This window comes from Streptomyces capillispiralis (assembly GCF_007829875.1).
In the GTDB taxonomy this organism is placed as follows: domain Bacteria; phylum Actinomycetota; class Actinomycetes; order Streptomycetales; family Streptomycetaceae; genus Streptomyces; species Streptomyces capillispiralis.
The window spans coordinates 28,355-46,565 of sequence record NZ_VIWV01000002.1; the positions used below are offsets into that span (position 1 = coordinate 28,355).

14 protein-coding genes and 4 pseudogenes are annotated in these 18,211 nt (G+C 69.1%); 8 read left to right on the forward strand and 10 right to left on the reverse strand.

The genetic code is table 11. The features are described from left to right. Positions 1-1,162: 1,162 nt before the first annotated feature. A pseudogene (locus tag FHX78_RS35560) lies at positions 1,163-1,485 on the reverse strand (DUF6624 domain-containing protein); the annotation flags it as partial. 1,034 nt (positions 1,486-2,519) lie between these two features. On the opposite strand from FHX78_RS35560, the gene FHX78_RS35565 reads away from it, so the two are divergent. The 3 genes and pseudogenes from FHX78_RS35565 to FHX78_RS38085 form a co-directional block, all read left to right on the forward strand. Beyond that, complete coding sequence (locus FHX78_RS35565; protein ID WP_145872319.1) at positions 2,520-3,845, forward strand: purine-cytosine permease family protein; 1,326 nt, start codon at positions 2,520-2,522, stop codon at positions 3,843-3,845. Between the two features lie 6 nt (positions 3,846-3,851). Continuing rightward, the gene (locus FHX78_RS35570; RefSeq protein ID WP_145872320.1) at positions 3,852-5,405 is read left to right on the forward strand and encodes a hydantoinase/oxoprolinase N-terminal domain-containing protein; all 1,554 of its coding nucleotides are present in this window, start codon (positions 3,852-3,854) and stop codon (positions 5,403-5,405) included. A gap of 672 nt (positions 5,406-6,077) precedes the next feature. Next, positions 6,078-6,179: pseudogene (locus FHX78_RS38085) on the forward strand (GlsB/YeaQ/YmgE family stress response membrane protein); the annotation flags it as partial. 209 nt (positions 6,180-6,388) lie between these two features. On the opposite strand, the gene FHX78_RS35580 reads toward FHX78_RS38085, so the two are convergent. The 3 genes from FHX78_RS35580 to mmsB all read right to left on the reverse strand — a co-directional run bounded on the left by FHX78_RS35580 (position 6,389) and on the right by mmsB (position 8,436). Beyond that, positions 6,389-6,901 (reverse strand): MarR family winged helix-turn-helix transcriptional regulator, encoded by a 513-nt coding sequence (locus FHX78_RS35580; protein WP_208766219.1) that lies wholly within the window; start codon positions 6,899-6,901, stop codon positions 6,389-6,391. Between the two features lie 12 nt (positions 6,902-6,913). Continuing rightward, positions 6,914-7,141 (reverse strand): hexameric tyrosine-coordinated heme protein, encoded by a 228-nt coding sequence (locus FHX78_RS35585; RefSeq protein WP_145872321.1) that lies wholly within the window; start codon positions 7,139-7,141, stop codon positions 6,914-6,916. Between the two features lie 392 nt (positions 7,142-7,533). After that, positions 7,534-8,436 carry a 3-hydroxyisobutyrate dehydrogenase gene (mmsB, locus tag FHX78_RS35590; RefSeq protein ID WP_145872322.1) on the reverse strand — a complete coding sequence of 301 codons (903 nt, stop codon included), beginning with the start codon at positions 8,434-8,436 and terminating at the stop codon, positions 7,534-7,536. A gap of 146 nt (positions 8,437-8,582) precedes the next feature. Here mmsB and FHX78_RS35595 point away from each other — a divergent pair, with 146 nt between their 5' ends. Beyond that, positions 8,583-9,284 (forward strand): thioesterase II family protein, encoded by a 702-nt coding sequence (locus tag FHX78_RS35595; protein WP_229924197.1) that lies wholly within the window; start codon positions 8,583-8,585, stop codon positions 9,282-9,284. On the opposite strand, the gene FHX78_RS35600 is transcribed toward FHX78_RS35595, so the two are convergent. From FHX78_RS35600 to FHX78_RS35610, 3 genes are read right to left on the reverse strand one after another with little or no spacing between them, the layout of a single operon-like run. Further along, entirely contained in the window at positions 9,256-9,639 is a 384-nt protein-coding gene (locus tag FHX78_RS35600) for a cupin domain-containing protein (protein WP_145872324.1), read from the reverse strand. The two genes, FHX78_RS35595 and FHX78_RS35600, sit on opposite strands and share 29 nt — an antisense overlap. A gap of 4 nt (positions 9,640-9,643) precedes the next feature. Further along, complete coding sequence (locus tag FHX78_RS35605) at positions 9,644-11,131, reverse strand: FkbM family methyltransferase (RefSeq protein ID WP_145872325.1); 1,488 nt, start codon at positions 11,129-11,131, stop codon at positions 9,644-9,646. Then, the gene (locus FHX78_RS35610) at positions 11,128-12,795 is read right to left on the reverse strand and encodes an HAD-IIIC family phosphatase (RefSeq protein ID WP_145872326.1); all 1,668 of its coding nucleotides are present in this window, start codon (positions 12,793-12,795) and stop codon (positions 11,128-11,130) included. The genes FHX78_RS35605 and FHX78_RS35610 overlap by 4 nt, the downstream gene beginning before the upstream one ends. 293 nt (positions 12,796-13,088) lie before the next feature. Here FHX78_RS35610 and FHX78_RS38315 point away from each other — a divergent pair. Continuing rightward, a pseudogene (locus FHX78_RS38315) lies at positions 13,089-13,253 on the forward strand (AraC family transcriptional regulator); the annotation flags it as partial. Then, a pseudogene (locus tag FHX78_RS37070) lies at positions 13,242-13,528 on the forward strand (type I glyceraldehyde-3-phosphate dehydrogenase); the annotation flags it as partial. The pseudogenes FHX78_RS38315 and FHX78_RS37070, both read left to right, overlap by 12 nt. A 99-nt stretch (positions 13,529-13,627) precedes the next feature. On the opposite strand, the gene FHX78_RS35620 reads toward FHX78_RS37070, so the two are convergent. Together FHX78_RS35620 and FHX78_RS35625 are read right to left on the reverse strand one after the other, a co-directional pair. Continuing rightward, complete coding sequence (locus tag FHX78_RS35620; RefSeq protein WP_145872327.1) at positions 13,628-14,014, reverse strand: ankyrin repeat domain-containing protein; 387 nt, start codon at positions 14,012-14,014, stop codon at positions 13,628-13,630. 107 nt (positions 14,015-14,121) lie between these two features. After that, complete coding sequence (locus tag FHX78_RS35625) at positions 14,122-15,585, reverse strand: catalase (RefSeq protein WP_145872328.1); 1,464 nt, start codon at positions 15,583-15,585, stop codon at positions 14,122-14,124. A gap of 190 nt (positions 15,586-15,775) precedes the next feature. Between FHX78_RS35625 and FHX78_RS35630 the strand changes: the two genes are divergently transcribed. Both FHX78_RS35630 and FHX78_RS35635 read left to right on the forward strand, forming a co-directional pair. Next, the gene (locus FHX78_RS35630; RefSeq protein ID WP_145872329.1) at positions 15,776-16,189 is read left to right on the forward strand and encodes a Fur family transcriptional regulator; all 414 of its coding nucleotides are present in this window, start codon (positions 15,776-15,778) and stop codon (positions 16,187-16,189) included. A 277-nt stretch (positions 16,190-16,466) separates the two neighbouring features. Beyond that, positions 16,467-17,054: a protoglobin domain-containing protein gene (locus FHX78_RS35635; protein WP_145872330.1), complete on the forward strand. Its 588-nt coding sequence runs from the start codon at positions 16,467-16,469 to the stop codon at positions 17,052-17,054. Between the two features lie 326 nt (positions 17,055-17,380). On the opposite strand, the gene FHX78_RS35640 is transcribed toward FHX78_RS35635, so the two are convergent. Next, entirely contained in the window at positions 17,381-17,791 is a 411-nt protein-coding gene (locus tag FHX78_RS35640) for a pyridoxamine 5'-phosphate oxidase family protein (protein ID WP_145872331.1), read from the reverse strand. Between the last annotated feature and the right edge of the window lie 420 nt (positions 17,792-18,211).

Here is an 18,211-nt window from a genome sequence, read left to right on the forward strand (position 1 = left end):
TCCGCCCCAACCGGGCCCGCGCGGACAAGGCGTACGCCGCCCGCAGGAACCGGACTACCGCCGCATACGGAGGTGAACGGCTCGGCCAGTTCCGCCCGCCGATCGCCCAGCGATCCAGTCGCCGAACTCAGCTGCCGAGCTGATCCGGCATCCGCCGCTGCCAGGCCGGACCGCAGCCTTCGGCTCGACCGGTCCGACGTATCGGTGACTCTGCCAGGAGGACCGTTACAGAGGTGGCCCGGGAGTCCGGTGTCGGCGCCGAGGGGCTGCGGAACAGGTCGAGCAGGGCGCGGCGCGGAGATCTCAGGCTTCACGGCATCACGGGGGAAGTTCCAGCTGCTCTCGTTCCTCGCGTAGGCGGACCAGTGGACGGGCAGGTCTCGGCGGGCCGGAGCCAGTAAGCCGGTGTGCAACCCGCACTGCGACGGGGGGGAACTCAGGCAATCCGCACAGTGCCCCTGGCACTCCTACGGCCTAGCGTGCTGGAAACACGGTCCGCATCTGCGGGAAGGCCGTTGGCACCTTCAACCTCGGAGACCCTGCGTGAGATCGGCTGTCTCTGTCCCGTCGCTTCCGGAACAGCTATGGGACGGCGATGTCGAGCCGCTCATCCGCGGGGCCACTCTCCTTGGTACGGGTGGCAGAGGAGACTCCTGCACCGCGTCCTGCAGTTGTGTGAACTGCCGCGTGCTGACTGCCCTGTTGAGGTGTGTCTTAATGAGGTTCCTGATGACGCGTTCGTCTTACCCACTGCTGGCAACGGCGCCTCCGCGGTGTCGCAGACGGGGCCAGACGGCCTGGAAGCCGTCCGCCTCCTGGTCATGGTTCTCGAGCGACGTTCCGGGCACCAGCCCGTTCACATAGTGGGCTTCTTTCAGCAGCCACTCTTCGGGGGTGCACAGCGCCCAGCAGGTGGCCGGCCCTCCGCCTGAGGCGGTGCCGACGTGCAGGGAGCCGCCAGGCCTCGAACGTGGCCGTGGCCTGTTCGCCGAGGGCACGGATCCTCGCGTGAACGCGGTCGACGTCCCACTGACCTGTGGACAGCTCTCCTCGCCGGCTGCGGTAGGTCACTCTCACAATGCCTCCGGCACCCTGGAGCCCTGGGCGGTGTACTCGTCGAAGGGCGCGATGCCTACTTCCGCATCGGCGTGCGTCCTTCACGAAGGAAGGCCGGCTCGCGCGGGTCGGCCGAGTCTGCCGGCACCGCCTGCCGCATCAGCGGGTGAGCGCGACGCTGAACGTCGAGCTGCCGGTCGGCGTGAGCGATGAGCCATGCCGCGCGTGCGGCCTCCTCGCCGACCAGTTCCGCCGTCGGCCAGCCGTACTCGTCCATGATTTCGTTGAGCCGGTCACCGTGCCGGGCGGTCAGCCGCCGCCAGGCCACCTGCTCGGCGGGGTCGTCGCTGTTCGCGCGGACTGCCAACTGGTGATCGGCCGCGGCCCTTTCCGTGAGTCCGCTGTCAGGGCGGCAACGTCCTGCGCCACTCTCCACTCCGAGGTAGATCATTCTGGAGACGGCGACGGCCGCCTTCCCGCACCGGGGCAGTGGATCTACCCCTGGAGCCGGAGCCGGATCGCTGCGACGGTCACGGTGCCCTGAAAGAAAGACGCCCTTCGGAGGCCGGCAGAGCCTCGAGCGACGGCTGTCCGACATGGTCCACCAGATCATGAAACGATGCCAGCGGATCCACCTCGCTCAAACTGCCTGACACACACAGAGGCGCTTTCACGTCCCGCCTCGACCGCCGACAGGCCGGAACAGCGCAGGCTCGGCCCTCGTGAGGATCCATCGAGTACAGCACCGCCGCGTGCTACTACCACTTCAAGATCGTTGCTTTGCGGGAGCGCCGGCCCCGTACAAATCGCCACCCACCAGGTACGCCGCTGGGTGATCTCGGCCGCAGCCAGTACCGTGCGGAGCAGCGAGGAGGGGGAGTGGGTGTGTCCCGATGCTGTTGGTGTGTGGACAGATCGCTGAGTCCATACGTGGCGAAGCCGCATCGGCGGTCCGAGGGCCACGGTTACGCGTCAGGTGTCGGTGCCTCGCCGGCAGACCGCCGAGCGGCGCCGCCTGACCCAGCGATGGCTGTCGGGCAAGCCGGTGAGGCCTTTTCGGGTGTGACTCCATCCGGATCACGGGCCGACACCAGCCGCGCTGCCCGCTGCCCTTCGTCCCCTGTCCCTCACCACGACCCGGGCCTGCGGGCTGCCCGTTCTGAAAGACATCGGAGATCGTCACGCGGGTGAAGGACCGCACGTTCGCCTGGACCAAGGACAAGACAGACGATGCGGATCGCGCTTGACCGGCGACCCGTTACACGGCCCCGTCCCACTCCTCCGGGTCGTCCCCGGTCCGGGCTGACCATCGGTGACTTCGCCGGACTGATGGAATAGGCAATGAGCTTGAACCGACTCCTCGGCCGATCGGTAACCGCCTGCGCCGCGGTGCCGCACGATCATTACCGGACCACATTTCAGCGCGCTTCCGCACAGAATATTCAAGATTTCCCAGGTGAATAATGGACCACCTTGAGATAATCGCCGACGACTATTCGACACGTCGAGTCCCTCCGTCGGCCAGGCGGTCCTGGTTCGGCATCGCCGTCCAACGATTCGGCCAGGTGTCCGACCTCAGCCAGTTCCTCCTGGGAGCAATGCTGGGATTCGGCATGACTTTCTGGAATGCTTTCTGGGCGCTCACACTCGGCGCCATCGTCTTCGAGGTACTTGCCATCCTGACCGGCATTATAGGGGCACATGAAGGACTGAACACTTCGCTTCTTGCCCGATGGAGCGGATTCGGTCGCATCGGCTCCGCCCTGCTGGCCGTGGCGATCAGCATCAGCCTCATCGGCTGGTTCGGGATCCAGACCGGAATTTCCGCCGTCGGACTTCACCAGCTGATGCCCGCACTTTCCACCCCCGCATGGGCCATCATCTTCGGATTTTTCATCACTCTCATCGTCGTCCGCGGATTCGAATCCATGCAGTGGGTTGCGAACGTCACCGTTCCACTCTTCCTCGTCCTGGTCGGGTGGGCCGTCGTCTCCGAGCTGTCTCAACATTCGCTCACCCGACTCATGCAGCAGGCACCGCCAGGGCCAGAAATGTCATTGGTATCAGGTGCCACCGTCGTCGCCGGATCATTTGTTGTCGGTTCCGTCATCGCCCCGGACATGACCCGGTACAACCGATCCGTCTCCGACGTCGTCAAGCAGACGCTGATCGGTATCACGCTGGGCGAGTACGCGATCGGCATGGTGGGAGTGCTTCTTGCACACGCGGTGAAGTCGAACGACATCACCGCCATCATCTTCACCTCTGTCGGTTGGGTCGGAGTCCTGGTCATCGTCCTCGGTACCGCCAAGATCAACGACTGGAATCTCTACAGCTCCAGTCTGGGATTCGTCAATATCGCCGACCTCCTCTTCGGTATCCGCCTTCACCGCGGGCTCGTGACCGTAGCAGTCGGCACGGTGGGGACCATGCTGGCAGCAACGGGGTTCCTCGACCGGTTCGTCGATTTCCTCACCATCTTGAGCGTCGCGTTCCCACCCGTAGCCGGGATCATGGTCGCAGAATACTTCGTCGTGAAGAGATGGCGGCCCGCTCTTGAACACTCACGCAGCAAGGGCACCCTCCCCGATGAAACACCGAACTGGGTTCCGGCTACTCTTGTCATCTGGCTGGGATCTGCCTTGATCGGATATCACGTCACCATTGGGATGCCGGCACTCAACTCTGTCACCATCGCGTTCGTGCTCTACCTCCTGGCCGGGCGGCTCGGCCTGCTCGTGAGCATCGGGGCCACCTCTGCACCAGACCTCGCAGAAACAAACCGCTGAGGAACTATGACTCTCCGTATCGGAATCGATGTCGGCGGGACAAACACCGACGCTGTCCTCGTCATGGGGGCGCATATTGTCGCCTCCACCAAGAACCCCACGACGCGGGACGTCACCTCAGGCATCGTCACCGCCCTCGCAGATCTGCGCGCCAAGTCCGACTTCGCGCCGGAAGAAATTGGTGCGGTCATGATCGGCACCACGCATTTCCTCAACGCGTTGGTCGAAGCACACGATCTCACGCCGACGGCGGTAATCCGCCTGGGGCTACCGGCCGCAGCATCATTGCCGCCTTTCACCGACTGGCCGAGATCAATCGTCGAGGCGTGCAAAGGCCAGGCATACATGGCACACGGCGGACACGAATACGACGGACGTGAAATCTCACTGCTACGCCCCGACGAACTCCGCTTCTACGCACGGGAAGCAGTCGACAAAGGAGCCCGTTCCATCGCCCTCTCATCGGTTTTCTCACCGGTGAACATCGAAGGTGAACTCGCCGCAGCCGACATCATCCGTGGCGAAGTCGGCCCTGAAATCCCTCTCTCCCTCTCACACCGCATCGGTCGTGTGGGTCTTCTTGAACGAGAGAACGCCACCATCATCAACGCGGCGCTGCGCGAGCTTGCCGAACGCATCGTGTCAGGACTCTCCGCGGCAGTCGTCGGCGAAGGTATCACTGCACCCCTCTACCTCTGCCAGAACGACGGCACCCTCATCAGCCTCGAAGACGTACGCCAGCACCCAGTGGCGACTTTCTCCTCAGGCCCCACCAACTCGATGCGAGGAGCAGCACGCCTGTCGGGGCATTCCGACTGCGTGGTCGTCGATATCGGTGGAACCACGACCGATGTCGGAGTCCTGCAGGGAGGATTCCCTCGAGAGGCCGGTCAGGAAGTCACTCTCGCGGGAGTTCGCACGAACTTCAGGATGCCGGACGTGTTGTCCGTGGGCATTGGCGGCGGCTCTCGAGTCAGACACAACGGTGCGCGTGTCGGCCCGGACTCCGTCGGCTCCGAGCTACGGCGCCACGCACTGGTCTTCGGAGGCAACGTCCTCACGGCCACCGACATCGCTGTCGCCGCCGGCCACGCCGACATCGGCAGCACCAGGGCCGCACGGCGTCTCAGCCGTTCCACAGTGGACGCCGCCTTGGAGCGGATCAGCCATGAGATCCTGGATGTCGCCGACCGCATGCGGACCTCATCCGCGCCGCTTCCGCTCGTTGCCGTCGGCGGAGGGGCGATTCTCCTGCCGAAAAGGCTCGACGGGTTCGGCGGCGTCGTCCGCCCAGACCATTTCGACGTCACAAACGCCTTCGGTGCAGCCACTGCGCAGGTGAGTGGCGAGATCGACCGTATCTACTCGGTGCGGGAGTCGACGCGTGCTGCGACGAGGGACGAGGCCCGCTTCGATGCCGTGGACCGAGCCATCGCCTCAGGCGCCAGTCCCGCATCTGTGGAGATCGTCGAATTCGACGAATTCCCGATCCCCTACCTGCCGGGCAACGCGATCCGGATCCGCGTCAAAGCCGTTGGCGACCTCGACTTCGGGCGTTGACCCGTCGATGACCTACGGCATGCCCGTCGGCCTGCTTGTTCTCTTGTCACCGGGCGAGGGTGAGGTGGTCGAAGCGGGCGATGCCGGGCAGGAGCACAACGCCTCCCACCACGCAGTCGGGGCCCGCGTCGCTTTCCGTGTAGGCGGACACGGCATGCTGCGGCACTTCGACGGCTTCGTCTCGTGCCTCCGGCGGGGCCGCGCAAGCCCATTCCACGTCCGCGACGGCGCGCAGCAACGGCCGTCGCGCCTCGGTGAGGACACGGCGCGCGCCGCCGAGGTCTCCGGTGAGAAGACCGTGGGCCGAGCAGGCCGCCCTGGCACGTGACTCGTCCGCCGTGGGGGAGAGGCCTCCGCCGCGGCGTACAGCAACGTGCTGGCGGCACCCGGCAGCACACGCGAATGTCGTCACATACCTGGCAGTTGAGTCGCTTCAGTCGCTGTCAGGAGACATACAATGTCTTGAGCTGCAGTTTTTACCCTTGGACGGGAGCGACTGAACAGTCTTGGGGGCGCTGGTCCTTCAGTCGCTGTTCCGGAAGCCCGGCAGCACCTGCCAGAACCGGCAGCACACACCACCTGATCGCTGTTCGAGGCTCCCCGCACCACTACGCGCTTCGGGCAGGCGTATCCCGGTGTCCAAGGGGCACGCGTGGGGACGAGCCGTATGTCGACACCGGCGGCATCGACTGGATCCGTCACATCCTCCAGGTCGGCGTCGCAGTCCTCCTCATCGCGCTCGTCACTCCCCTCTGGGCTCGACGACACGCCTGACCCTGCGTCAGGGTGTGTGCCCACAGCCAGTGGCTGTGGGCACACACGAGAACGTCTGCCGGGGACGTTGCCGGGTGACACCCCACACGGGCCCAGCGTGCGGTGGGGCAACCGCGAGCTGACGCCGCTGCGTTGGCCCAGGACGAGTGCTCCAGCCTCGACTCGGGCCGCCTGCCCCGCACCTGGCGGAACGACCAGGCACAGGCTGGTCACCTGATCGCCGGGACAGCCAGTTCCCAGGAGGAACGGACCGTGACACCGTGTGGGGGGCCGTGGTCAGGGGAGAGGGTGGAGCGGATCTGCTCGCACAGGTCCCGCAGCCGCTCTTCGTCGTCAGCCGACAAGCCCACCAGGCGGAGCATCGTTTCGGGCACGTCGTGTGCCTCCCGCTGGAGCCGGCGGCCGGTCCGGCTGACGGTGAGCACCAGGCGGCGTTCGTCGTCGGCTGCCCGACTCCTGTGGAGGAGTCCCTTGGCTTCGAGGCGCCTCACCACAGGCGTGAGGGTCGCGGATGCCAGTCGCGTACGGTCGGCCAGAGTCCGCAGGTCCAGGTGGTCCTCTTCCCACAACGTCATCATGACGACGTACTGCGTGTAGGTCAGCCCGAGCGGACCGAGCAGGGGGCGGTAGGCCCGGGTGACGGCGTTGACGGCGCTGTACAGCGCGAAGCAGGGCTGTTCCGACATGCGCTGGGCCTTCATGTCGCCTTCCTCACCGCTCATGTCGCGGAATCGTCAGCGCCAGTAGTTGTTGGCCGCGGCGATCGTCGCGAACTCGACGGCGACGACGTGGGCGATGGCGACGAGGCTGCCGTGATCTTCGGCGTACACGGACCGGAGGCGCTGACGGACCTCGGCGTCCGGCTGCGTCGCCTTCACCGAACTGCGGGCGAGCTTGATGGCCAGCGCACGACCTTCGTCGGGGCCGGCGGTGATCAGAGTGTTGTCAGGTAGGAGGCTCATGGTCCTCTCCTCTCGTCAGGGCACTAATTATTGGGACTCCCAATTAAATGTGTCAAGTGGGCGTGGACAGAACGGTGGCGCGGCAGGCTCTTCGACCTCACCGGCATGGCGGCGGCCACGGTCCGTCTGAGCACGAAGGCAGGGAAGAACCGTTCGCGGACGTCTGCGGCGACCTTGGCCGGCCCGGGCGAATCCGCCACGCCGATACGCGCCGGCGTGCGGGCGACCGTCCTGGCGGTGTGCCCGCGTTCCAGTGCCTGTCCGGTCAGGGCGAGGCCGGTCGCGCCCGACGCGGCAGGAAGGGTGAGGTGCACGAAGTTTTCCGGGACGGGTGGACGAACGGCGAACCACGCGGAGCCGAGCCGGGCAGGTGCCAGGGAGCGGACTGGAGGTCAGCCGGCCGGGGCGAGCAGGGTGAACACCGCCGAGAAGTCCTGGTCGTCCAGCCCTTCCTCGGTCATCCGCGCATACAGTTCCCGGGCCCGGGAGGTCACCGGCAAGGGCACCGTGTGAGCCGCGGCCGTGGCGAGCGCGAGGTCGAGGTCCTTGCGCATCAGCGCGCCTTTGAAGCCCGGCCGGAAACCGGCGTCCGCCGGGCTGGTCTTCAGGACCCCCGGCACCGGCGGCCGGGTGCGGAGCGCCCAGCAGTCGCCCGAGCTCGCCGACACCACGTCGAACAGCAGCCTGGGGTCGACGCCGAGGCTCTGGGCGAGCGCGTAGCTCTCGGCGACGGCCACCATCGAGGTCCCCGCGATGATCTGGTTGGCCAGCTTCACGGACACGCCCGCGCCGTGGTCCCCGCAATGCACGATGTTGCGCCCCAGCACCGAGAGCAGCGGCTCCAGTTCGGCCAGGGTGCCGGCGTCGCCGCCCACCATCACCGTGAGGGTGCCGTCGACGGCCCCGGCACTGGAACCGCTGACCGGCGCGTCCAGCATGCGCACGCCGTGCCGCCCGGCCAGGTCGGCCAGTTCCTTGCTGGTCGGCGGGTCGATGGTGCTCATGTCGATCAGAGTGCTTCCGGCGGGCATCTCCTGGAGGGCGCCCTCGGGGCCGGTGAGGGCCTCGCGCACGTGCGAGCCGTCGGGCAGCATCGTGATCACCACCTGGGCTCCGGCCGCCGCCTTCCGGGCGGAGGGGGCGGCTTGTGCGCCGGCGGCGACGAGAGCGTCCACCGCCTCGGGCAGTCGGTCGTACACGGCAAGGCGGTACCCCGCGGCCATCAGCCGCTTCGCCATCGGACGGCCCATGGTGCCGAGGCCGATGAAGGCCACCGAGATATCGATGTCGGACATGGCGTTTCCTTTCTGATGCACGTCAACTTTTGTGTGCATGAGGGAACTTGACGTTGTTGATAATGAAATAGACTGATTTTATGGATATTCTTGATGATTTCTGGCTCGTCCCTTTGACTGAACGGCCACTTGGTGCGGGGCGCCGCGTGACACTCGTGTGCTGCCCCTACGCCGGCGCCGCCCCGACAGCGTTCCTCCCGCTGGCCCGGACGCTCACCGCGACCGGACTGCCCGTCACGGTGGTCGCCGCCCAGTTGCCGGGCCGGGGACGGCGCATCCGCGAACCCTTCGCGCCGTCCCTGCGTGCCCTCGCCGGGCCGCTGGCCGCGGCCGTGGCGAACCTGCCCGGCCCGGTGGTGCTGTACGGGCACAGCATGGGTGCCCTGCTCGCCCACGCCGTGGCCGCCGCGTTGCCGGACGCCCCCGCCGAGCTGGTCGTCTCCGGCTCCCGGCCGCCCGGCGCGCACCTGCCCGAGGGGGTGCGGTCCTGGCCGGACCGTGCCGACGAGGACCTGGTCGCCGGGCTGGTCCGGCTGGGGGCTCCCGCCGAGCCGTTCGCCGATCCCGAGATCCGGGCCCTGGCGCTGCCGGTCCTGCGAGCCGACCTGCGGGCGGCCGCGCTGCACCGGCCCGACCCCGGCCCGCCCCCCGCCTGCCCGGTCACCGCGGTCGCCGGGCTCCGCGACGAGGAGGCCCCGCCCGGGGCGATGGCGGGCTGGGCCGCGCACACGACAGGCAGCTTCAGCCGGCACGCCCTGGACGGCGGCCACTTCCTGGTGGAGGAGTGCCTCCCCGGGCTGGCCGCCCTCCTCGGGGAGGTCATCCGCCGGACGGCTCCAGCCAGATGATGTCGCCGAGGGTCACGGCCAGGTGCGTCATCGAGCTGTTCTCGGTGGCGCCGTGCCAGTGCTCCTCGCCGGGCGGGCACGCCACCACGTCACCGGCCCGCACCACCGTCGGCTCCTGCCCGCGCACCTGCACATAGCCCTCGCCCTCGGTGATGTAGAGCAGCTGGCCTCCGGTGTGCCAGTGCCAGTGGTTGCGGACGCCCTCCTCGAAACGGACCAGCAGCACGCTGGAGGTGTGCTGCTCCTCGGAGGGGAAGAGGTCGGTCAGCCGGGCCTCGCCCGAGAAGACCCTCTGGTACTTCTCCGGCAGCGGCTCCAGCGAGTCGGTGTACTCGACAGGAGTGTTGATGATCATGGTGTCAGTTGTCCTTTCGGGTGAAGGGTGAGGTGAGGCGGGTCGCGAGGCCCGAAGGGGTCGGGTCCTCCAGCAGGTCCGCCAGGCCCAGCTCGCCGCCGAACCGCTCGCGAAGGCGCGCGAGCATCCGTACGGCTGCCAGCGAAGTGCCGCCGACGGCGAAGAAGTCGTCCTGGGGGCCCGTCGGCCGGGCCAGCAGGTCCGTCCAGAGGGCGGTGACGGCGGCGAGTGTCCGGGGGTCGGCGAGTGAGGGGCTCGCGGTGTCGGTACCGGACATGGCTGTCGTGTCGGTACCGGACATGGCTGTCGAGCCGTCCGTGCCCGTCCGTGCGACGGCGTCGTCGGCCGGTGCCCGGCGCCGTACCTCCAGCTCGACCTGTGGCCGGCCGTCGCCGAGGAATGCGTCCAGGGCCTGGCGCAGCCGTTCGTCAGGGCTAGGCGGCGGCACGGAGCGCAGCGGCCCGGGTGTCGCGGTACCCGGGCCGGGCGGGGTCCGCCCGGCGGCTTCGTCCCGCCGGATCGCGTGCACGTTGCGGTATCCGGTGCCGCGCAGCGCCGCCACGCTCTCCACCCGGCAGTCGTAGCCGGCTGCCGTCAGCAGGGCGACCAGGGCCGTCACGTCGGCCTCGTGGTGGACCTCCATGATGATCTGCCGGATGCGGGCCCAGTCCGTCTCGTCCAGCGAGCCCAGGATGTCCGCCTCCGCGCCTTCGGCGTCCAGCTTCAGCAGGTCCACCGTGGCTCCACCGAGCCGTGCCAGCACCCCGTGCAGTCCGGTCACCGTCACCTGGGCAGGACGGGCACCGCGCATCCGGGCGACGGCGATCTCCCCGGCGAGCCGGGTGCCGGCCTCGGTTCCGGTGTCGACGGCGGCGTCGATGGCCGCGCTGATGGCGGCGTGATCGCCGGTGCCGTCCGCGTACAGGCCGGAGTAGACCGTCGCGCCTGGGTACACCGTCATGGTCGCGGTGCCGTCGGTGCCGCCGACGGCCCAGGGCAGCACCACGACGGGAAGGCCGAGTTCGCTGACGTTGGCGGCCAGGGCGGTGAAGGCGTCGGGGGAGGGCTCGAAGGCGTAGACGGTCGCCTCGGGGTAGGTGCGCGCCATGTACAGCGAACACAGGCCGATGTTCGCGCCGATGTCGATGATCAGGGGCCGGGCCGGCATCCGCGGCCCGCTGATGGCGTAGACGCGGTCCTCGAAGATCTCCTGGAGGAGGTAGTCCGTCTCGTAGGGATTCAGCTCGTAGAGGGAGGTGCCGTCGGGCAGGGTCCGGCGCGGCAGCCCGTACGCGTTGTCCTCGACCCACACGGTGGCCAGCAGCCGGCCGTCCTCCGTGGCGGGCCGGACCTCGGCGGCGTGGACGCCGTTCTGCAGGCGCAGGAATTCCCTGATCCGGTCGGCGGTGCGCGCCGTCCGGAGCGTGCGGGTGCGGTGGCGGCCGATCAGGCCCTGCGGGGTGAGGGGGGAGGAGGTGCGGGAGTACGTCATGATGTGCCTCCTTCGGTGAGTGACAGGGAGAGCGCGGCCGCCGGGACGACGTAGACCTGCTCCGTGGGCGTGTCGTCGGTGGCGGCGGCGTCAACGGCGTGCGCGGAGGCGTCCCGGCCGTGTGTGCGCAGGAAGTCCAGGGCGGGCCCGTTGCGCCCGGTCCGGCGGAACCTCACATGGAGCTCGTCCACGTCGCCGTCCTCGGCGATCTCCGCGAACAGCGCCTCGGTCACGCCCCGTTCCAGGGCCCGGCAGCTCATGGCGAAGGACTCCACGCGGACCTCGCCGTCGTCTCCTCGGGTGGTCACGGCGGTGGCGATGGTGCCGTAGTCGCCGAACCGGTCGCGCAGGGTGGCCGTCCAGGCGCCGGCTGCGCCGCGGGCCAGCAGGGCGGGGACGTCCCCGCTCTCCACCGTGGCCGAGGTGAACTGGTTCGTGCGGGACAGCAGCTGGGTGATGCGCGGCAGTTCGGCGGGGGCCGCGCGGCGGGCCACGACGACGGTGCCGAGCCTTTCGTTGAGCCGGGAGGTGTCCGCCAGGCCGGCGGCCGCCTCCCGGCGCAGCGCGTCGGCCCGGTAGCCGTCGTTGCGGGTACGGTCCTCGGCGGTGGAGAAGAACCGGTCCAGCTCCCAGCAGTCGCCCAGCACGGCGTCCGGGTCGGTTCCGGGGTCCATGTGCAGCACGGTGACGTCGGGCAGGGACTCGGTGACCTCCGCGCACACGTACGGGTTGTCGTCGACGAGGACGAAGCTGTCGACTCCGAGCCGCAGTTCCTCGGCGAGGGAGACGATGTTCCGCGACTTCGGCTTCCAGTTGATCCGCGCGGCGACGAAGTGCCGGCGGGTGAGTTCCAGGTCGGCGGCGCGCTCGGCGAAGACCCGCTCCACGCTGTCCGGGTCGTTGCGGCTGCACAGGGCGAGGACGAAGCCCTCGTCGTGCTTGCGCCGCAGGAAGCGCTGGACGGCCAGGAACCGGGGGGTGATCTCCAGGTCGGCGGGCTCCCGGTCACCGCAGGCGCCGCCCCACAGGGTGTCGTCGCAGTCGACGGCGATCACCTTGCGGGGGCGGGCGAGGACGGAGTGCACCACCCGGGTCAGGCCGATCGCCAACGCGGCGAACGCTTCCTCCGTGTACGGGATGTGGGCGATGTCGGCGGACTCGGCGTCGTGAACGTCCAGGCCGTCGTACGGGGAGAACCACTCCTCGGCGTCGATCACCGCGAGGCCCGGCACCCCGGCGAGGCCGGTGAGCAGCCTGGAGGCCGCGGGCTCGGTGCGCGCAGGCCCGGTCGGCCCCGGGCACACGACGAGCACCGTGGGCGTTCCGTGCGTGGCGGCGAACTCCTGTGCTGCCGCTACGAACACGTCGGCCTGCCCGGCTTCTTGCCCGGCCTGCGAGGCCGCCCCGTCCGCACCGTCGGTCGTGCCCCCCGCCCAGTCCGCGGTCCTGATCAGCCCGACATTGAGGCCGCCGGTGTTGCGGGCGAAGTGACTGGACGGGGACAGCAACTGTTCGGCGAGCTGACCGTACGGCGCGGCTTCCACGAGGTGTGGGGCCCCGATGTGCTCCAGCGCGTCGCGCAGCAGCGGCAGCAGTGGTTCGACGGTGAACGTCGCGGCCACGGTGATGACGTCACCGGTCGTGCGCCCGGGTGAGTCCGGCATCTGTTCCCCTCGGTTTACCTTCGCGTGGTGGCCGACGAGCAGCGTGCGACCACAAACCCACGGAAATTTGGCACTGCCAAATCTAAATCCCGCAGGGGCGCCCTCGCAACGTTGCTCTTGCGACAAAGGCGTCTGTTCACCGCCTATGCGGCGTATGTCCTCCGACCGAACCCGTGCCCTGGCCCCGGACCTTGACGGAGCGTCAGCGTCAGCGACAGTTACGGGGTCGGGAGACGGCGGGCCGCCATCGCTCGGGCCGGTGCGCCTCCGGGCCGCGACGCGGCTCCCCCGGGCCGAGGCGCGTGCGGCGAACCGCCGCGGAGCCGCGGGCCGTGTCCGGTCGGTGCGGCGACGGGGCGGCCGCGGAGCCGTACACCGCGCTGGAATGGGCCGACATCGTCTTCGTTCCCGGCTACCGGTTCCCCGACCGGGAGGACCCGCCGCCCGCCGTGGTCGAGCACGGCTTCACGACGACGGTGCACGCCTGCACCCGGGAGCAGAACCTCCAGGACGGCCCGCACCGCGACACCCGCCGGGCCCGCGCCGCGAGCGTCAACATCGCGCCGACCACGACGGGCTCGTCCGACCTCACCGGCGACCCGGCCTCCTCGGTCTTCGACTCCGCTCTCACCCGCGTCGACGGCGCCACGTCAAGGTGGTCGCCTGGTACGACAACGAGTGGGGCTGCTCCGACCGGATGATCGACACCCTCGGACTCCTCGCCGCCCGCTGACGGACACCTGGTGGCCGATGCACCGGCTGATCCCCGGCCCCGGTCTTCCTGAGACCACGTCGGGGTCGTTCCGTCAGCAGGCGTCGCGCCGAGGGCGGATCAGCTCGCCAGCAGGTGACCGCGGCCGAACATGGCCGCCGCGGCCCGTGCGGTCGGCGTACCGGAGTCCAGGTCCGCACCGGCCAGCCGCAGGACCGTCACCACCTCGTCCGCGCCCTTGAACAGGGCGCCGGCGATGGGGGCCTGGTCCCGGGCGTTGCGCAGATCCGGGTCGGCGCCGAGCCGGATCAAGGCCCGCACCGTGTCGGCGTGGCCGTGGTAGGCGGCAAGCATGAGCAGGGTGTTGCCGGCCGGATCGCGCACGTCCACCGGCAGGCCGTGCTCCACGAATCCCAGCAGTTGCCCGGTGCCGCCCTCGCGGGCCAGGTCCATGGCGATGGCCACGACGCGTTCCGTCTGCTCGGGAGTCAGCCCGCCGCTGTTCATGCGTACCTCCTGGTCACGCGGTCGTGCTGCTCAATGCTCCGCGCGGGCACGTCCGTACCCGCGCGGAGGTGGTACGGCCGTACCGAGGGCCGCTCGGACGGCCGGGCTCAGAGGGTACCGGCGGCCAGGGCCTCGATCGCCTTGCGGACGCCTTCGCCGTAGGCCGGATCGGCCTGGGTGCAGTTGGCGATGTGCCGCTCGACGGTCCGCCGCGACGCCCCGTCGATCGCGCGCGCCGTGTTCTCGAAGAGGACCTGCTGCTGCTCGGGGGTCATCAGGCGGAACAGGTTGCCGGGCTGCTCGAAGTAGTTGTCGTCGTCCTCACGGAAGTCGAACCTGTCGGCGACGGCGCCCACGGCCTGGCGCGGCTCGCGGTAGGCCGGCTGCTCCTGCCAGCGCCCGTAGGAGTTGGGCTCGATGCCCGGGGTGGCTCCCTGGTTGCCGTCGACACGCATGGCGCCGTCGCGGTGGTAGGAGTTCGCCGGGTTCCTCGGCCGGTTGACGGGAATCTGGTGGTGGTTGACACCGAGGCGGTAGCGCTGGGCGTCTCCGTAGGAGAACAGCCGGCCCTGCAGCATCCTGTCGGGGGAGAAACCGATGCCCGGGACCACGTTCGCCGGGGTGAAGGCGGCCTGCTCCACGTCCGCGAAGTAGTTGTCGGGGTTGCGGTTGAGCTCCCACTCGCCGACCTCGATCAGCGGGTAGTCCTTCTTCGACCAGACCTTGGTGAGGTCGAAGGGGTGGAAGCGGTAGTGCTCCGCGTCGGCCTCCGGCATGACCTGGATGAACAGCTTCCACTTCGGGAAGTCGCCCTTCTCGATCGCGTCGAAGAGGTCGCGCTGGTGCGACTCGCGGTCCTTGCCGATGAGCGCCCCGGCCTCGGCGTCGGTGAGGTTCTTGACGCCCTGCTGGGTGCGGTGGTGGAACTTGACCCAGAACCGCTCGCCGTCCGCGTTGACGAGGCTGTAGGTGTGCGAGCCGAAGCCGTGCATGTGCCGGTACGACGCGGGAATGCCGCGGTCGGACATCACGATCGTGACCTGGTGCAGGGCCTCGGGAAGGTTGGTCCAGAAGTCCCAGTTGTTCTCGGCGTCGCGCAGGTTCGTGCGCGGGTCGCGCTTCACCGCGTGGTTGAGGTCCGGGAACTTCAGCGGGTCGCGGAAGAAGAACACCGGGGTGTTGTTCCCCACGAGGTCCCAGTTGCCCTCTTCGGTGTAGAACTTCACGGCGAAGCCACGGATGTCGCGCTCGGCGTCGGCCGCGCCGCGCTCGCCGGCAACGGTGGAGAACCGGACGAACAGCTCGGTCTGTTTGCCGATCTCCGAGAAGATCTTCGCGCTGGTGTACCGCGTGATGTCATGGGTCACCGTGAAGGTGCCGAACGCGCCCGAACCCTTGGCGTGCATGCGACGCTCCGGTATCACCTCACGGTCGAAGTGAGCCAGCTTCTCCAGAAACCACACGTCCTGCAGGAGCATCGGGCCGCGCGGGCCGGACGTCAGGGAGTTCTGGTTGTCGGGCACTGGTGCACCGGCGACCGTGGTCAGCGGCTTCTGGTTATTCTCGGGCAAGGCTTACTCCTCGGTGATGGTCCTTCAGCTGCGTTCGAGGCCTGGCGGTCCTGTCCGGCCGCGTGTCCGCGCAAGCTGCCCCCGCCGCCCGCATCGGTCCACACAGTACATTGGACTTCATCTAAGTCAAGGTAACGTCCAAACAAAGACTCCTTCTTGAACAGGCGCCGCCGCTGTTACGCTCGGCCGCGTGAGTGATCTCTTGAGGCGGCTCCGGCAAGGCGGTTGGCGCCTGACCGCACAGCGGCGTGTCGTGGCCGAGGTTCTCGACGGGGACCACGTCCACCTGACCGCCCACGAGGTGCATGCGCGCGCGGTGGAGCGGCTGCCCGAGATCTCCCGGGCGACGGTCTACAACTTCCTGGGCGAACTGGTGAGTCAGGGGGAACTCCTGGAGGTCTCGACCGACGACCGGGCCAAGCGCTACGACCCCAATGCGCACCACCCCCATCACCACCTGATCTGCGTCCGCTGCGGCGCGATGCGCGACGTGCCCCCCGCACGCGACCTCCTCTCCGAGCTACCGGAGCCGGAACGCTCCGGGTACACGGTCTTCGACGTGGAGTTGACCTACCGGGGCATCTGCCCCCACTGCGCCATCTGACGGCGGGCCGACCGCGCATGCCCGGCGCACGGGGACGACACGCCCAGGCCCCTCACCGACGGCGGGGACGGTGCGCGCGGCGCACCATGGCCGCGTGCGCGCGATGCCCGCGCCACCCCGTCCGGACATCTCTTGCGGGCCGCGCCGCGAGCCCATACGGTTGGCACTGCCAGTAATTGGTCGCGGAAGGCGACTCCCGTAGAGGTGCGGTGGCGGGCCGAGGTCTGCCCGGAGCGCAAGGCCTCGTCGCGGGATCCAGGAAACACCAGGAGCAGTGATGAGTGAAGCGACCGTTCCCGGATACCGCTACGGTGACTCCGCACTTCCGGCATCGCCGGTGACCGTCGGGGATCTCGACAAGCTGAAGGCGGCGGTGCTGTTCGGCGAGGCCGACGAGGCCGCCCTGCGGCAGGCCTGGGACGTACTGAAGGACCAGGTCGAGGACGTACTCGACGTCTGGTACGGATTCGTCGGAGCGAACGAGCACCTCGTGGCCTACTTCTCCACCCCGGAGGGGGAGCCCATCGGCAGTTACCTCGCCGCGGTGCGTCACCGCTTCGGGAAGTGGATCGAGGACACCTGCACGCGGCCCTACGACGCCGAGTGGCTCGCGTACCAGGAGGAGATCGCCGTGCGGCACACGCCGGCGAAGAAGAACCACACCGACCACGTGTCCTCGGTGCCCAACGTGTCGATGCGCTACATGGTGGCTTTCATCTATCCCATCACCGCCACCATGCGCCCGTTCCTGAGCGCCGCCGGCCACACCGAGGGGGAGGTGGAGGCCATGTACCAGGCGTGGTTCAAGTCCGTCACCCTCCAGGTCGCCCTGTGGACCCGCCCCTACCTGACCAAGGGCTGGTAGGCCCGGCACCCCACCGGCGCTCGCGTCCCGCCCCACCGATCCCGTCGGCGCCCACGGCGTCCGTCGAAAGCCTCCCGGCCTCGCCGCGATGTCGCCCGTCGCGGTCGCTGCACCCGGGCCGCGCGTGTCGTCCGTGGTCGGCCGTGCCCTGGCGCACGGCCGACCGCACCGCCCTCGCGGCGGCTCGCGGCGGCTCGCGACGGCGCTGGGGAACGTCCGGGGCCGCTACGCCCGCGGTCTCGCCGTGGCCTCGCCGGTGATGGTCCCAGCCGTCGCCGGCACGGCGTGCCCGCGCCACGGTGGCGGTTCCGGCCGAGGTCCGTGACTCACCAGCCCGAAGGCTTCACCGTGCCCATGACCCGGTCGACGGCGACCTCGATGACCACACGCTCGGGGTTGGCCCGCGGAGGCCTGTAGCGCTCGGCGTACCGTCGTTCGGCCTCGGTGACCGACCCCGCGTCGTCGCGGACGACGGCCGCGCCCTCCAAGGTGCACCAGCGGCGGCCGTCGACCTGGCTGATGGACACGCGCGCGCCCGGTCCGGCGGCGATGACGTTGCGTACCTTCTTGCTGTGCGCGCTGCTGATCACCCGCGCGACCCGGGTCTCGGGATCGTAGGTGACACCGACCGGGACCTGATGCGGCGTGCCGTCGGGGCGCAAGGTGGTGAGGAAGCAGATGCGGCGCTCCTGCCAGAACGCGTCGTCGGACGGGGGCGGCGGGCCGGCAGCGGGCACGGGATCTCCTTACACGGGCGGCACGGCGGCGGGGGACGGCACCGTGCCCACACATCGTACGGAGTGTCGTCGGCGCCCAGGTGCCCCGGCCGGTCAGCGGCCCCGCACGGGTGCCGGCCGGTCCCACGGGAGTTCGTCGCTCGTCACGGCTTGCCTCGTGAACCGACCACCACGGTCCGTCGTAGTGCGGAGGATTTCCCGTCCCCGGCATCAGCGGGCCACGTCAGGGGGTCCGGGAGCAGGGCGGGGACCGGGCTCCGGCTCCCGGGAAGACGACGTGCTGCCGGGAAACGCGGAGGATGACCCGGCCCGACCGACTCCTCGCCGCCCCGGGAGACACGTCGCTGCGGCGCGCTCCCTCAACTGGGCGGTCGGGGCGCGGACTTGCCGACCCGGCTGTGAAGATTGGATGGATGCGGG